This window comes from Rhodopseudomonas sp. BAL398, assembly GCF_033001325.1.
Taxonomy (GTDB): domain Bacteria; phylum Pseudomonadota; class Alphaproteobacteria; order Rhizobiales; family Xanthobacteraceae; genus JARJEH01.
This window is the reverse complement of sequence record NZ_CP133111.1, coordinates 4,229,722-4,243,843: the sequence shown is the minus strand read 5'-3', so window position 1 is coordinate 4,243,843 and position 14,122 is coordinate 4,229,722. Positions and strand designations below refer to the sequence as shown.

Genomic DNA, 14,122 nt, shown 5'->3' with positions numbered 1-14,122 from the left:
CCAAACTCTCGGATGCGGGTGTAGCTCAGTGGTAGAGCACGACCTTGCCAAGGTCGGGGTCGAGGGTTCGAATCCCTTCGCCCGCTCCAGAATTTCTCAATTCTTGGCAATTGCCCGACGATGGTCGGACGACAAAACTGAAATCGACGATGAACACAAAAAAGCCCGCGATGATCGCGGGCTTTTCGTTGTCTTGGTGTTTCGTTGTCTTGGTGTTTCGTTGTCTTGGTGTTTTCGTCGCCTCGGTATTGCGATGGCGATTGCGGGCCTCCTTGAAGATCAGGAGGCACGCTATTTTGGGGTCCAATCCCGGCCGCGGCCCGGCCTCAGGCTCTACTGGGGATGCCCAACCCGGTATGCAGCCAGTTTCGCCACATCTGCGCTAGGTTTTGGCCGATGGTCTGACCATCGGAGGCAATCATTTCCTTGGCATTGCGGACCGCACCTTTGAGGTCGCCCCACAGCTCCTTGAGATTATTCATCAGGTTGGTGCCGCCCGCGACCACCCTCTGGGTCTTCAGGCGCGCCAGTTCAACCAGCGACTCCTGGATCTTGGCGACCGAGCGGGCGATCCGGCCGATCTCGTCGGTGCGGTTCGTGGCGTGGATCCGCACGCTGGTATCGCCCTGCGCGAGCCGATCAATATCCTTTTCGAGTTCGCCCAGCGGCGCCAGCAGGCCGCGGCTGATCCGGGTTCCAACCAACGCCACCACCGCGAACACCGCGATCCCGGCCAACAGCAACATCACATGGGCGGCGCCGAGCGCGTAATCTGCCTCGGGAGCGACCACGGTTTCGGCGGCCTTCACCACCAGGCCCTGACCATCGAACGATGCCGGAATGACCGCCGCACCGGCATCCTGTTGCATCACCAGCATACCAACAATCCGGCCGTCAGCCGCCCGGACTGGCGACAGCATCGCGCCTCCCTGGCCAATCAGGCGATCCAGCGAGGCCACGCTGCTGGTATGTTTGGCCTGGTTGGCGGCGACGTTCTGCAGCACCAGCTGGCCGACGCCACCGATCGCAAGTGATACGACCAAGGTTATTCCCAACACCAGAATCGAGATCTTCTGGGCTAGACTGCGATTTGAGAGATCGAACTGCATCGTAGTTCTCCAGCTTTCTTCATAAGGGCGGCTTGCCCCCTAAGGTGAATAGCGTCACTGACGCTTAACTATTTACGGTTAACGAAAAGATTATTTCCGGCCCAAAATCCGTTCGGTGAGCCCGGAATACGCATCACGCCACAATCGCGAACGGCGCATCGGCGACGAACCATATTCGTCCCCTTGAACCGCGAATCACCGGTAAGCCAAAAACCCGCCTAAGCATTTGTTTAAACGTGGCTGTTGCTCAACCTGGTGCGATTCCCAGATTCAGTTTTGCGCTGATTCGCACCCCTGTAAATATACTTGGTAAACGGCCTCTTCGTTTGATTCAAAACAAAGACGAGCAGCCCACCATCCGTTGCTACCAATCGACCGGGGAGCGGTTGCCAACTACCAACTGGCGCCTCTACTACCTAGATACCAGTTGCCGCAGGCGTCGCCGCAGCACCCGTCAGATCCGACTCGCCACCCCGGAGCAGCGCGGCACACGAGCTGGTAGAATTGTCCTGTGTAGCAGCCGCGCCGAACTGTCGCAGGCTTTGGCGACCGCGCGGACGGAACCATTTCGCGTTCCCGCGCACGACCCCGGATTTTTGATCCAGAGCAAAGACTCTCTCCCGATTCCAGGGCTCCCTTCACCGGCGGCGACCGACCCCTCGCATGAGCCCGTTGCGCTCCGACGGATCCAGAATCCCGCACAGCTGTTTTGCCACCCTGTCCGACCCGGGCTGTTTCCCCTCGGCAGCTCACCCAATGTCAGACCGAGTGATTCCGATGCGAGGGCAACCAGATCGAGTGCGTGCCGTGCAAACAGAAAGCATCGTCTCGACGGTCATCCCGCATCTGTTTGTCCGCCGCCCGCCCGTCCGCGCGCCGCGGTCGGCGTCGGGGGTCCGCGCCGCGGATCTGGCACGCCTGCTGATCGCCCCGGACCTCGACGAGGCGTTCGAGCGCATCGATCAAGCGCGGACCCACGCCGCATCTCCCGCCGCGCTGTTCACCGATCTGTTCGAGCCGACCGCCCGCAAGCTCGGCGACCTCTGGAGCGACGATTTCTGCAGCGAGTTCGAGGTCTCGATCGGTCTGTGCCATTTGCAGACGGCGATTCGGCGCATCAGCTTCGACCATCTGTCGGTGCCGCTGCCGCCCGCGCAGCCGCGCAGCGCGCTGCTGGTCTCCCAGCCCGGCGAGCCGCATTCGTTCTGCGCCACGCTCAATTCGGAAATGCTGCGCCAGGCCGGCTGGAATGTGGCCTGCGAATTCCCGGCCACTGATCGCGCGCTGCAAGACCTCGTCGCCAACGCCTCCTATGATGCGCTCAATCTGTCGCTCAGTCCGGCGTTGCGTCGGGAACATTGGGCGCCGCGGATGGCGGAAACCATTCGCCTCGCCCGTCGCGCCTCCCGCAACCCGGCGCTCGCGGTCGTCGTCAGCGGTCGGCTGTTCAGCGAGAGACCCGAAGCCTGCGAACAGGTCGGCGCCGACGGCAGCAATATATCCGGTCAGCAGGTCGCACGCTGCATCAACCGCGCGCTGCTCAAGCGCATCACCCGGATGCCGGCGAATTTCGCCTGGATCTGAGCCGCGGACGACTCCCCAGCGACGTCCCCGTCGCGGCAAGACCTTCGACCAAGTGACATCCGCCCGCCACACGCGGCATGATGCCGCGCACGCCATGATCGTGTGCCGCGAGCCGATCTGCTCGCGGTCGTTGCGCCGTGCCATCAACATCTCGGCTTTTAGGTTTTGACCAAGGTCAATGCGTGGCAACGCGTTAGGACCTCGCATTGCGCCGCGGTCGCTGCGCCGGACAATCGTGGCGGTGGGCAGCGCTATCGCGCGAGCCGTGGCCGGTGGCCATCTCGCTCACAGCAGCCTCCCCCATATCCGCATCGGCGTCTATGCTACCTGCTCATGGCGTTAAAGAGGGGCGATACATGCGATCCGACGGAAAATCCTATCAGTTCGATCATCTGCCGGTGATCGACTACGACGCGCATCCGGCCTATGGGCGCGTCCTGCCGATGCCGCAGCTGGGCGCGCGGCTGAAGGCGATCGTGTATTTCGGCTACGGCTTCATCCTGACGCTGGCGCGGCGCCTGGTCGATATCGAGCACTTGCCGCGCCCAGCCGGCACCTCCAACAAATTCATCGCGATCCTGCGCGGCCTGCCGACCTATCTGCGGCTGATCATCCTGCAGCGCTTGGGCCGGCTCAGCGCTGGCAGCGCGTTTACGCCGAAAACCGAGCGCGGCGCCAATCTCCTCGCGCCGTTGCAGCGCGACGGCGCCACCGGCCTGCGCCTTGCCGCCGATCAGGTCAGCGAAATCCGCACTTTGCTGGCGCCGCATTTCGCCACCCTCGAAGCCAAGCTCGCCGCCCGGGCCGCCGATCTCGACCAGGGTCGGCTGTGGCTCGACCCCTTGGTCCATGCCGAGATCTACAAATGGTTCAATCAGACCGCCGCCGACGCCGGCCTGATCGAGGCCGCCAGCGCCTATCTGAAACGCCCGGTCGGCGTCGGCCACATCGCCGCGCAGATCAACGACAAGGCCGATCCGCGTAGTCCCTTCGCCGATGTCGCCGTCGAGGCCTCGCCCTGCGACGGCTTTCATATCGCGGCGACCTCCAACCTGCTCGAGCTGGTCATCTATCTCAGCGATGTCGGCCCGGCCAACGGACCGTTGAACTATGTGATCGGCAGCCAGCGCGCGGCGCAGGGTTTTTGGGACGGCTTGATCCGCCGCGCCAATGATCTGTCCGGCCTGTCGTCGACCCAGGCCGCCAGCCGTGAATTGTTCTATGCGTTGCCGGCCGGGCTGCAGCGCAAGGCCGCCTTCGGCGCCGACCTGCTGGCCGACAACAAGTACACGCCATCGCTGCTCGCCGACCAATGGAGCGTGACCAGCGATAGCGAAAACGCCGTGCTGTTCGATCCGCTCGGAATCTATCGCGACGGCCAAGCCACCGAGGGCCAGCGCAGCGCCGTGATTATCAAGCTGACCGAATTGCCGCGCTAGGCACTTTGCCGGTGAGTTGCTGCGCCCGAAACCAAGGATTTGGTCATTCCGGGGCGCGAGCAGCGTCAACTGCGAGTGAACCCGAAATCTTGCTCAGCACCGTTCCTTGCCGCAAGATTCCGGCTTCACCTCTCCCATAGGGAGAGGTCGGATTGCGCAGCAATCCGGGTGAGGGGTTTTGGACTAACGAGAGGTCGTACCCCCTCACCCCACCCCTCTCCCCACCGGAGAGGGAGCGCGCTGCCGGTGGGGCGGCGTTTCGGCTCGTAGCTGCCGGCGAGCCTGATGGGAGCGCGTCGCCGGCGCGGAGGCGCTTCGAGTAGTAGCAGCCGGTCAATGTTCCGGAAGTAAGCTGCCTCGACTTGGACTTCACCTCTCCCATAGGAAGAGGTCGGATTGCGCAGCAATCCGGGTGAGGGGTTTTGGACTATCGAGGGGTCGTACCCCCTCACCCCAACCCTCTCCCCATGGGAGAGGGAGCGCGCTGCCGATGCGGCGGCGCTTCGGCCATATCACAGCCGCATCAGCGGCCGCCGAATGTCGCCAGAGCCAAGCGCAATTCGTCGTGGCTGGCGGCATGGTCGGTGACCGCGATGCCGCTGGCGATCGCGTCCCAGGCCTGGCGGATGCTGGCGGCGCCGGCGGCCGGACCCATCGGATGGCCGAACACGCCGCGACCGGGCACGAAGCCGAAATCGACGCTGCCGACCTTGCGATACACGCCTTCCAGCGTCGCCGCCGAATCGCTGCCGCCGGGCACCGGCAGGCAGGGCTTGATCCGCCCCATCGGCTCCAGACAGGCGCGCACGCAATCCAGCACCTCGTGCTCCGGCGTCATCATCCGCGGCCCGAAGCCCGGCATGATCACCACGTCGAATCCCGCGAGCCGCTGCAGCCGTGTGAATACCCGCGAATGGATGCCGTAGCCGGCCAGCCGGCTGAACGCCGCGATCATCGGAAAATGCGCGATCAGCGGCACGCTGGCGTGCTTGCGCAGCATCCGCACCGCGCTCAGCCCCACCGGCATCGCATTGACCAGCAGCGCATTGGCGCCGCGGGCGACCGCTAGATCGTGTAGCGGGATCAGCCGATCGACCTCGTCGGTGATATTGGCGAGATAAATCTTCGGCACCCCGGTCTTGGCCTCGGCGCGGCGGCGGGCGTCGCCGAGTGCCGCGGCGCGCTCGGCCAGCGGACACCAGTCGACATCGGCCAGCATCTCGTCGTCCTTGGCGATGTCGAGCCCGCCGAGCCAGCTCTGATAGCCGAGCTCGGCGAAGGGCTCCGCCGAAAGCCCGATATTCGGCTTGATCACGCCGAAAAAGATCGGCCGGCCGAATGCCTGCAATATCTCGCGCAGGCCGGCGACGCCGAATTGCGGGCCCTGAAACGCTTCCAGATAGGTGTTCGGAAACCTGATGTCCTGCAGCCGGATCAGCGGAATGCCGGGCGAGAAGAACACGCCCTCGCCGCATACCGCCGACAACAGATTGGGAATCTTGGCGCCGAAATTGCCGTGCGGATGCGCGATGGTGACGCGCACCGCATGGACCTCGCCCTTTGCCGCGCACTCCACCGCGATGCTGAACCCGCCCGGCCGTGGCTCCGATTGCAGCTCCAACACCTTGGCGGCAAAGCGCGGCCGGAAATCCTCGTCGATGCCGACCCGGCGCCATTGCGCGGTCGACTGCTCGCTACACAGATGCGCCGCCGCCTCGCGCGGATCGCCGGCGCATTCGAAATCGAAATCGAGCTCGATGTAGTCCTCGGGATTGAGCTCGGCCCGCGTGGCATAGAAGCCGGCGATATCGTCTGGCGTCATGGTCTAGCCATTCCCCAAAATCTGCAGCTCGACGCCGCGGCGCTCGCGCGGGCCGTCGAGCTCGATGAAGAAGATCGACTGCCACTCGCCCAGCATCAGCGCGCCATCGGCCAGCGGGATCGTCTCCGAGGAATTCATGAACAGGCCGAGCAGATGCGAATGGGCGTTGTCGCGGCCGTCGATCGGTTCGAGATTGTGCAGGTAATCGCCGTCGCGCGGCACCAGCCGCTTCAGAAATGTCAGCATGTCGCGCTGCAGCTGCGGCTCGCGCTCATTGACATTGATCCGCGCGGTGGTGTGCAGGCAGCTCACAGTGACGAGGCCGTGTCGGACCCCGCTGGTGGCGACGAAACCACGGACCTGCTCGGTGAGGTCGATGATCTGGATCGGCGCCAGCGTTGCCAGCTCGATCCGGTGTCGCAGAATTTGCATCGGTCCACCCAGCACCCTAGAGCGTTTTCGAGCGAAGTGGGTACCGGTTCGCGTGAAGAAAACGCGTCAAAACAAAAATCTAGATCCGGGACACGGTCCCGGCCGTCCGTACTGATTGATATCGCGACGCTCCGGACCAGGCAATTGGCCGGATGGCGGGCTCAGCCCGGCAGCGAGCCGACGACCAGGTCGTCGCGGTGGATCATCTCGGCGCGGCCGCTGACGCCGAGGATCGCCGCGACGTCGGGCGAGGAGTGGCCCTTGATCTTGTCGGCGGCGTCGGCGTCATAGGCGACCAGGCCGCGGCCGATTTCGCGCGCATCGGGTCCGCGCACCAGCACCGCGTCGCCGCGGGCGAACTGGCCGTCGATCCTGATCACCCCGGCCGGCAGCAGGCTCTTGCCGGCGCGCAGCGCCTTCACCGCGCCGGCGTCGATGGTCAGCGTCCCGCGCGGCTCCAGCGATCCCGCGATCCAGCGTTTGCGCGCCGTCACCGGATTGGCGGGCGTGAGAAACCAGGTGCAGCGCCCGCCATTGGCGATCGCCTTCAGCGGGTTCTCGATCTTGCCCGAGGCGATCAGCATATGGGTGCCGGCGGAGGTCGCGATCTTGGCGGCCTCGATCTTGGTCCGCATCCCGCCGCGCGACAATTCGGATTCGGCGGCCCCCGCCATCGCCTCGATCTCGGCGCTGACCGAATCGACGATCGGAATCAGCCGCGCATCCGGATTGGCGCCCGGCGGCGCGGTGTACAACCCGTCGATGTCGGACAACAGGATCAGCAGGTCGGCGCTGGTCATGGTGGCGACCCGGGCGGCCAGCCGGTCATTGTCGCCATAACGGATTTCATTGGTGGCGACGGTGTCGTTCTCGTTGATCACCGGCACCACCCGCCATTCCAGCAGCTTGGCGATGGTGGAGCGCGCGTTGAGATAGCGCCGCCGCTCCTCGGTGTCCTGCAGCGTCACCAGGATCTGCCCGGCGCCGATGCCGTGGGCGCCCAGCACCTCCGACCAGGTCCGCGCCAGCGCGATCTGGCCGACCGCGGCGGCGGCCTGGCTTTCCTCGAGCTTGAGCGGACCGCGCGGCAATTTCAGCCGGCTGCGGCCGAGCGCGACCGAACCCGACGACACGATCATCACGTCGCGGCCATGCAGATGCAATTCGGCGATGTCGGCGGCGAGCGCGTCCAGCCACGCCTCCCGCACCTCGCCGGCCGCCGAATCGATCAGCAACGAGGAGCCGACCTTGACCACGATGCGGCGGAAATTCTTCAGTTCGGGGTGGGACATGACAGCGCTACTCGGACAACCCATCGTTGGTCATTCCGGGATGTGCGGCTGTTGCAGCGCAGGCCCGGAATCCATACGCCGCAGTATCGCGTTGTGGCGATACCGTCGATCCCACATCTGCCAGGGGGTATGGATTCCGGGCTCGTTCGCAAGTGCTCACGCCCCGGAATGACGATTCCTCATATACGAAGCGCATCTGCCCGACAGCAAACTCAATTACACGTTCTGCGGCGCCCATGGCTCGGCCGCGGCGGCTTTGGCCTTGTCGGACACCGGCGCCTCGTCGATCACCGCGACCAGCGCGCGCAAAGCGTCCTTGACGCCGTCGCCGGTGACGCCGGAGATCAGCAGCGGGGTCTTCTTGGCGGCGCGCTTGAGCCGGTCCTTCTGTTTCTTCAATTCGTCCGGCTCGACCGCGTCGATCTTGTTCAGCGCCACGATCTCGACCTTGTCGGTCAGATCGCCCGCATAGGCCATCAATTCGGTACGTACCGTCTTGTAGGCCTTGCCGGCGTGTTCGCAGCTGGCGTCGATCAGATGCAGCAGCACCCGGCAGCGCTCGACATGGCCGAGAAAGCGGTCGCCGAGCCCGGCGCCCTCATGGGCGCCCTCGATCAGGCCCGGAATATCGGCCAGCACGAATTCGCGGCTGTCGATATCGACCACGCCAAGCTGCGGATGCAGCGTGGTGAACGGATAGTCGGCGATCTTCGGCTTGGCGGCGCTGACCACGGACAGCAGCGTCGATTTGCCGGCATTCGGCAGGCCGACCAGTCCGGCGTCGGCGATCAGCTTCAGCCGCAGCCAGATCCAGCGCTCCTCGCCGGTCTGGCCGGGATTGGCATTGCGCGGCGCGCGGTTGGTCGAGGATTTGAAATGGGCGTTGCCGAAGCCGCCATTGCCGCCCTCGGCCAGCACGAAGCGCTCGCCGAGCCTGGTGAAATCGTGGATCAGGGTCTCGCGGTCGTCGTCGAAGATCTGGGTTCCGACCGGGACTTTCAGCACCATATCCTTGCCATTGGCGCCGTGGCGGTCCTTGCCCATGCCATTAGTGCCCTTTTGGGCCTTGAAATGCTGCTGATAGCGGTAATCGATCAGCGTGTTGAGGCCGTCGGCGACCTCGATGATGACGTCGCCGCCGCGGCCGCCATTGCCGCCGCTGGGCCCGCCGAACTCGATATACTTCTCGCGGCGAAACGCCACGCAGCCGTTGCCGCCGTCGCCGGAGCGGATATAAACCTTGGCTTCATCGAGGAATTTCATGGCCTATCCGTATCGCTTGAGCGTGGTCGCGGCAACCATTTGATCGCCGGCAGTGCGAGAAAAGCCCGCATTTGCGGGCCTTGTTGCTACCGACAACGTGCCCTGAAGCAGCCGCGTCGCGGTTAACCAATCCGATCTCAACACATCACAAGAGCCATATATGGGGCTGCTGGCGAAAATATCGACCGGGGCGGATCCGCGCAGCGCGCGGCTGGCCGGCATCGTGCTGATGCTGGCGGCGATGCTGCTGTTTTCCTTCGGCGACGCCTTGGGCAAAGTTGTGGTGTCGCGCTATTCGGTCGGCCAATTGCTGCTGCTGCGCGCCGCGGCCGGGCTGGTGGTGCTGGCGCCGCTGATCTGGCACCAGCGCGCCGCGTTCCGGACGCTGGACCGGCCCTGGCTGCAACTGGCCCGGATCGTGATCTCGTCGCTGGAAGTGGCGGCGTTCTTTCTCGCCGCGGCCTATCTGCCGCTCGCCGACGTCATCACCTATTACCTCGCTTCCGCTTTGTTCGTGTCGCTCGGCTCGGCGCTGTTCCTGCGCGAACAGGTCGACCGGGCGCGCTGGATCGCGATCCTGGTCGGGTTTGGCGGCGTGCTGATCGCGCTGCAGCCCTCGGCGCAGAGCGTCAGCTGGCCGGCGCTGATCGCGCTCGCCGCCAGCATGCTGTTCGCAGCGCTGCTGCTGCTCACCCGTTCGCTGCGCAGCACGCCCGACATGGTGCTGGCCTCGCAGCAATTCCTCGGCACCTTCGCGCTCGGCGCCATCCTGGCGCCGTCGCAATGGATCACGCCGAGCCTGCCGGATCTCAGCCTGTTTGCGATCGCCGGCGTGGTGTCGGTGGCGGCGCTGCTATGCGTCAACCGCTCGCTACGGCTGGCGCCCGCCAGCGTGGTGGTGCCGTATCAATATTCGATGATCTTCTGGGCGGTGCTGTTCGGCTATCTGGTGTTCGGCGATGTGCCGTCGGCCGCCACCCTGGTCGGCGTCGCCATCATCATCGGCGCGGGGCTCTATATCTTCATGCGCGAGCAGAAGGACGCCGCCGCCCGGGCCGCCGCGCCGGCGAATGTTAGCTAGAGCAATTCCGGTTCTGATAGATCAGAACCGGAGCTCTAGATTGTTGTTTTGACGCGTTTTCTTTACGCGAACCGGTATCCACTTCGCTCGAAAACGCTCTAACTGGCGAAGGCGAAGCTCAACTGCCCGGCTTCGTCGTTCGCCGGCGGCGCCGGCGGCTGGCGTCGCTCGGGTTGCGGCGCCCGTGCGGCTGGCGCGCTATCGACGATGTGGTGGCCGCCTTCGCTGAACGTCTCGTTTCTGAGCATGGCGAGGATGGATCGGTTCGACATCTGAATCTCCTGTGCGGAGATGCTCGTAGCTCGGGCCGATCAGGCTGCGTACTCGGTCGGTTACCAGCAACAGCCGGCTTGGTTGCGCCTTGGCTAACGGATTGCGCGCAAATTGCGCGCAATCGACGCTGGCCCGGCCGGCGGTCGCGCCGGCCCTTGCGGGCCGCCGCCTCACCGCCTGGTCGAGGCGCTCCAGTTTCGCAGCGAGGACCACACACCGCGGCTCAGCCGGAATCGGTCCACCGGGGTCGAGGAGCCCAGCGCCTCGAAGCGGTGCAGCTCGACGCCGGTCCATTGGAAGCCGCACTTCTCCAGCACATTGCGCGACGCCGGATTGGCGACCCGGGCGCCGGAAATCAGCTGGCCGACCGAGAATTCCTCGAAGGTGAAATCAATCACGGCGCGCGCGGCCTCGGTGGCGAAGCCATGGCCCCAGAACGGCGTACCGAGCCAATAGCCGAGCTCCGGCGCGTCGGGCTCGCGCCAGTCAACGCCGACCATGCCGATCAGCCGCCACTCCTGCTCGATCACGAACACGGTTTCGTTGTTGCTCTGCGCCAAAGCCTCGATGAAGCTTGTCGCGTCGTGGCGCGTATAGGGATGCGGCAGCCGCTTCGTCATCTCGGCGACGCGGCGGTCATTGGCCAGATGGGCGATGGCTTTTACGTCCGCGAGTGCCGGCTTGCGCAGTGTCAGCCGTTCGGTCTCGAGGACGCAGCTACTCGGCTCTCTCGGCGAGGAGGTGGGGATTTCTTGCAACATGGCGGGCTCCTGGGGACGTTCGATGCGACGCGCAACGAAAAAGGGGAAGGCTGGTTTCCCGCCTCCCCCTTGGAGCCTTCAGGTGCTCCGCCGGTTCAACAGGACCCGGCGGACACGAATGTGATCCACCGTCTATTCGGCCGCTTCGACTGCACGCGGGAGTACAGAAATGAAGGTGCGGCCGTTGCGTTTGGCGCGAAATTCGACGTGACCTTCGACCTTGGCGAACAAAGTGTGATCGGTGCCCATGCCGACATTGAGGCCGGGATGCCACGTGGTGCCGCGCTGGCGCGCGATAATATTGCCGGGAATCACCAATTCGCCGCCATAGGCCTTGATCCCGAGTCGCTTGCCGGCCGAGTCACGACCGTTGCGCGATGAACCGCCTGCTTTTTTGTGAGCCATGGCCCGTCTCCAAACTTCCGTAAACTTGTCTAGATCAATTCCCTGACGGAATCATTTCACGTTTTGTCACGCTCGTCGCGTCACTCGTCGTCGGCATCCTCGACGGGCGCGGCGGCGACCGGCTTCTCGCGCTTCGGGCGCGGGCCGATGGTCGGCGATTTGCCGTCGGCGAGGATCTCGGTGATGCGCAACACCGTGAGCTCGTCGCGATAACCACGCTTGCGCTTGGAATTCTTGCGGCGGCGCTTCTTGAACGAAATCACCTTGGGGCCGCGCTTGTGCTGCAGCACCTCGGCCGCAACGGTGGCGCCTTCCACCATCGGCAGGCCCAGCACCGGCGTATCACCGCCAAGCACCAGCACGTCGCCGAGCTGAATGATCGTACCGACGTCGCCGTCGATCTTGCCTATCTCGAGCACATCATCCGGGACGACGCGGTATTGCCGGCCGCCGGTCTTGATGACTGCGAACATCGTTTTCATCCTTCGTGTTCGATCCCGGCCTCGGATGCGTCCGGGCCGGCTTCTTGTTCAGTCTTGATGGGTTGCGGCGTGAACCGCCGCGACATTCCTGCTTGGTCGGGGTCGTTGCCGCCGGCCGCGCAAAAACAATCGGCGCGAGGATTTCCTGCGCCGGGTGCGGGACTTATAGCCCGCCACGGCCCGGAGTCAAGCCAGGCGGCGCCGGAAACGCCGGGATTTGGCGGGGTTTTGCCAATTGGCCGGGCCGCGCGGCGGCTTTGAACAAACCGGTTCCCCGAATGTTGTCCCGCGCAAATTCAACGGGGCAAGCCAAATGACCGAGGACACATCGACCAAAACCGGAATCGCCAGCCACGGCGCCACGCGGCTGCCTTCGGTGGATGTCGACAGCTATAATATCGAATTGAAGGACGAGGACGGCTTTCTTGGCGATCGCGCCAGCAAGGGGGCGTTTCAGCGCATTCTCGAGGGCTGGCGCAAGCCGCTGCGCAAGAATGGCGACGATCCGTTCGGCAAGATGTCGACTGACGAGATCGGCAAGACCCAGCTCAGCGAGGTGCTGAACGGCGACGATGTCGCGGCCGCGGCGCTGGTGCACGGCGCGATCGAGGATTTCGCCCAGGAACTGGCCTATGTGACGCGGCGCTTTCTCAAGACCAAGGCCTGGGCCGACACCGAATCGATCGTGGTCGGCGGCGGCTTTCGCCAGGGCCGGATCGGCGAACTGGCGATCGCGCGCGCCGACCTCATCCTGAAAGCCGAGGGGCTGAAGGTCGGACTGGTGCCGATCCGGTTTCATCCCGATGAGGCCGGGCTGATCGGCTGCCTGCATCTGGCGCCGTCCTGGATCTTCGAGGGCCATGACAGCATCCTGGCGGTGGATATCGGCGGCTCCAACATTCGCTGCGGCGTGGTCGAGACCGGCTGGAAGAAAGCGCCGGACCTGTCCAAGGCCTCGGTGTGGAAATCCAGCCTGTGGCGCCATGCCGACGACGAGCCGACCCGGGAGGGTGCGGTCAAGCGCCTGATCAAGATGCTGAAGGAGCTGATCGCCGCCGCCGAAGACGAGGGCTTCAAGCTGGCGCCCTTCATCGGCATCTCCTGCCCCGGCGTGATCAATGCCGACGGCTCGATCGAAAAAGGCGCGCAAAACCTGCCGGGCAATTGGGAAAGCAGCCGTTTTCACCTGCCTGGCGCGCTGATCGAGGGGATTCCAACGATCGGCCAGCACGATACCGCGGTGCTAATGCACAATGACGGCGTCGCCCAGGGCCTCAGCGAGGTCCCCTATATGCAGGAATTCAAGCGTTGGGGGGTGCTGACCATCGGCACCGGCCTCGGCAACGCCCGCTTCACCAACCGCAAGCCGGCCGACACGCCCAAAAAGGACAAGGACAAAGAGGACAAGGGCAAAGAGAAAGAGAAGGAAAACCGCAAGGAAAACGGCAAGGACAAAGCCAAAGCCGGCGAAAAGGACAAGAAGGACAAGGATTGAGCCCGCGCCCGCGGCTGTGAGCCCGTCCGGGCCGCTGCGGCGGCCCGCGTGGCTGGCCGGGCGCGTTGGCGGGCCATAGCGTCGCCGTGGCCAATCGCCGCCCGATTGCGCGTCGGCAAAATATCCGACCATCCGCGCCTTGTCTGTTCGCCTCGCCTCGCCTAGAACTTCGCCCGACCCCAGACCGGAGACGGCCTGTTTCGGCACCGCGGAGAGGTGGCAGAGTGGTCGAATGCACCGCACTCGAAATGCGGCATAGGTGCAAGCCTATCGGGGGTTCGAATCCCTCCCTCTCCGCCAGTCTACTGATCTAATTTGTTGAAATTGCTCTACTTTTGTATTGTGACTTGCGCGAGGCCCCCAAATCAGTCCCCAAGTCTCCTCAGTCACATATCGTCGTCGCCCCTATTCGGTTGCAAACCACGCCGCCACTCATTGCTGCCGCTCGCGCCGTGTTGTGCTTGGTCTCTCGCATCTGTGTCACACGCAACCGGCAGTCTGTGTACTGCGGGGTTCCTTTGGCTGCACCGATGGATTGGCAATAAGCATCATCTTGCGCGGCAAGCTTCTCCGGCCCCGCCATAGCGTCACCGACCGGAGAACCTGCACAGCCCGCCAACGCGGCAAAAATCGGAAAGATCAGCAAAGCACGCATTTTTTGTTTCCCCCAAATTTTAGACGCCT

At 64.3% G+C, this 14,122-nt stretch carries 14 protein-coding genes and 2 tRNA genes; 6 read left to right on the top strand and 10 right to left on the bottom strand.

Annotated features, from left to right (window positions below):
- Positions 1-14: 14 nt before the first annotated feature.
- Positions 15-89 (top strand) — tRNA-Gly (locus RBJ75_RS20025).
- Positions 90-326: 237 nt separating this feature from the next.
- Here RBJ75_RS20025 and RBJ75_RS20020 read toward each other — a convergent pair.
- Complete coding sequence (locus tag RBJ75_RS20020; RefSeq protein WP_044418495.1) at positions 327-1,109, bottom strand: HAMP domain-containing protein; 783 nt, start codon at positions 1,107-1,109, stop codon at positions 327-329.
- Between the two features lie 807 nt (positions 1,110-1,916).
- On the opposite strand from RBJ75_RS20020, the gene RBJ75_RS20015 reads away from it, so the two are divergent.
- Positions 1,917-2,693, top strand: coding sequence for a B12-binding domain-containing protein (locus tag RBJ75_RS20015; protein WP_234707538.1), 777 nt, complete (start codon positions 1,917-1,919; stop codon positions 2,691-2,693).
- Positions 2,694-3,049: 356 nt separating this feature from the next.
- The gene (locus tag RBJ75_RS20010) at positions 3,050-4,132 is read left to right on the top strand and encodes a hypothetical protein (protein WP_044418491.1); all 1,083 of its coding nucleotides are present in this window, start codon (positions 3,050-3,052) and stop codon (positions 4,130-4,132) included.
- 523 nt (positions 4,133-4,655) lie between these two features.
- Here RBJ75_RS20010 and RBJ75_RS20005 read toward each other — a convergent pair.
- The 4 genes from RBJ75_RS20005 to obgE all read right to left on the bottom strand — a co-directional run bounded on the left by RBJ75_RS20005 (position 4,656) and on the right by obgE (position 8,941).
- Positions 4,656-5,954 carry a RuBisCO large subunit C-terminal-like domain-containing protein gene (locus RBJ75_RS20005; RefSeq protein ID WP_044418063.1) on the bottom strand — a complete coding sequence of 433 codons (1,299 nt, stop codon included), beginning with the start codon at positions 5,952-5,954 and terminating at the stop codon, positions 4,656-4,658.
- 3 nt (positions 5,955-5,957) lie between these two features.
- Positions 5,958-6,386 carry a secondary thiamine-phosphate synthase enzyme YjbQ gene (locus RBJ75_RS20000; protein ID WP_044418065.1) on the bottom strand — a complete coding sequence of 143 codons (429 nt, stop codon included), beginning with the start codon at positions 6,384-6,386 and terminating at the stop codon, positions 5,958-5,960.
- Positions 6,387-6,547: 161 nt separating this feature from the next.
- On the bottom strand, positions 6,548-7,678 hold the full coding sequence (gene proB / locus RBJ75_RS19995) for a glutamate 5-kinase (RefSeq protein WP_044410418.1): 1,131 nt from the start codon (positions 7,676-7,678) through the stop codon (positions 6,548-6,550).
- Between the two features lie 216 nt (positions 7,679-7,894).
- A complete protein-coding gene (obgE, locus tag RBJ75_RS19990) occupies positions 7,895-8,941 on the bottom strand; it encodes a GTPase ObgE (RefSeq protein WP_044410415.1) in 1,047 nt (348 codons plus the stop codon).
- Between the two features lie 160 nt (positions 8,942-9,101).
- Between obgE and RBJ75_RS19985 the strand changes: the two genes are divergently transcribed.
- Positions 9,102-10,022 carry a DMT family transporter gene (locus tag RBJ75_RS19985; protein WP_044410412.1) on the top strand — a complete coding sequence of 307 codons (921 nt, stop codon included), beginning with the start codon at positions 9,102-9,104 and terminating at the stop codon, positions 10,020-10,022.
- 98 nt (positions 10,023-10,120) lie between these two features.
- Here RBJ75_RS19985 and RBJ75_RS19980 read toward each other — a convergent pair whose 3' ends face one another.
- From RBJ75_RS19980 to rplU, 4 genes are all read right to left on the bottom strand, one after another.
- Positions 10,121-10,294: a hypothetical protein gene (locus RBJ75_RS19980; protein ID WP_160297931.1), complete on the bottom strand. Its 174-nt coding sequence runs from the start codon at positions 10,292-10,294 to the stop codon at positions 10,121-10,123.
- 171 nt (positions 10,295-10,465) lie between these two features.
- The gene (locus tag RBJ75_RS19975) at positions 10,466-11,056 is read right to left on the bottom strand and encodes a GNAT family N-acetyltransferase (protein ID WP_044410155.1); all 591 of its coding nucleotides are present in this window, start codon (positions 11,054-11,056) and stop codon (positions 10,466-10,468) included.
- Positions 11,057-11,188: 132 nt separating this feature from the next.
- A complete protein-coding gene (gene rpmA, locus RBJ75_RS19970) occupies positions 11,189-11,461 on the bottom strand; it encodes a 50S ribosomal protein L27 (RefSeq protein ID WP_044410152.1) in 273 nt (90 codons plus the stop codon).
- An 80-nt stretch (positions 11,462-11,541) separates the two neighbouring features.
- Complete coding sequence (gene rplU, locus RBJ75_RS19965; RefSeq protein WP_044410161.1) at positions 11,542-11,934, bottom strand: 50S ribosomal protein L21; 393 nt, start codon at positions 11,932-11,934, stop codon at positions 11,542-11,544.
- Between the two features lie 322 nt (positions 11,935-12,256).
- Here rplU and RBJ75_RS19960 point away from each other — a divergent pair, with 322 nt between their 5' ends.
- Positions 12,257-13,438, top strand: coding sequence for an ROK family protein (locus RBJ75_RS19960; protein WP_044410158.1), 1,182 nt, complete (start codon positions 12,257-12,259; stop codon positions 13,436-13,438).
- Positions 13,439-13,648: 210 nt separating this feature from the next.
- Positions 13,649-13,738, top strand: a tRNA-Ser gene (locus tag RBJ75_RS19955).
- Between the two features lie 82 nt (positions 13,739-13,820).
- Here RBJ75_RS19955 and RBJ75_RS19950 read toward each other — a convergent pair.
- Positions 13,821-14,093 (bottom strand): hypothetical protein, encoded by a 273-nt coding sequence (locus tag RBJ75_RS19950; protein ID WP_152647694.1) that lies wholly within the window; start codon positions 14,091-14,093, stop codon positions 13,821-13,823.
- Between the last annotated feature and the right edge of the window lie 29 nt (positions 14,094-14,122).

Bases quoted from the DNA above. Each gene is read 5' to 3' on its own strand.
- RBJ75_RS20020 (WP_044418495.1), bottom strand. From the start codon at position 1,109: ATGCAGTTCGATCTCTCAAATCGCAGTCTAGCCCAGAAGATCTCGATT.
- RBJ75_RS20010 (WP_044418491.1), top strand. From the start codon at position 3,050: ATGCGATCCGACGGAAAATCCTATCAGTTCGATCATCTGCCGGTGATC.
- RBJ75_RS20005 (WP_044418063.1), bottom strand. From the start codon at position 5,954: ATGACGCCAGACGATATCGCCGGCTTCTATGCCACGCGGGCCGAGCTC.
- RBJ75_RS20000 (WP_044418065.1), bottom strand. From the start codon at position 6,386: ATGCAAATTCTGCGACACCGGATCGAGCTGGCAACGCTGGCGCCGATC.
- proB (WP_044410418.1), bottom strand. From the start codon at position 7,678: ATGTCCCACCCCGAACTGAAGAATTTCCGCCGCATCGTGGTCAAGGTC.
- obgE (WP_044410415.1), bottom strand. From the start codon at position 8,941: ATGAAATTCCTCGATGAAGCCAAGGTTTATATCCGCTCCGGCGACGGC.
- RBJ75_RS19985 (WP_044410412.1), top strand. From the start codon at position 9,102: ATGGGGCTGCTGGCGAAAATATCGACCGGGGCGGATCCGCGCAGCGCG.
- RBJ75_RS19980 (WP_160297931.1), bottom strand. From the start codon at position 10,294: ATGTCGAACCGATCCATCCTCGCCATGCTCAGAAACGAGACGTTCAGC.
- RBJ75_RS19975 (WP_044410155.1), bottom strand. From the start codon at position 11,056: ATGTTGCAAGAAATCCCCACCTCCTCGCCGAGAGAGCCGAGTAGCTGC.
- rpmA (WP_044410152.1), bottom strand. From the start codon at position 11,461: ATGGCTCACAAAAAAGCAGGCGGTTCATCGCGCAACGGTCGTGACTCG.
- rplU (WP_044410161.1), bottom strand. From the start codon at position 11,934: ATGTTCGCAGTCATCAAGACCGGCGGCCGGCAATACCGCGTCGTCCCG.
- RBJ75_RS19960 (WP_044410158.1), top strand. From the start codon at position 12,257: ATGACCGAGGACACATCGACCAAAACCGGAATCGCCAGCCACGGCGCC.
- RBJ75_RS19950 (WP_152647694.1), bottom strand. From the start codon at position 14,093: ATGCGTGCTTTGCTGATCTTTCCGATTTTTGCCGCGTTGGCGGGCTGT.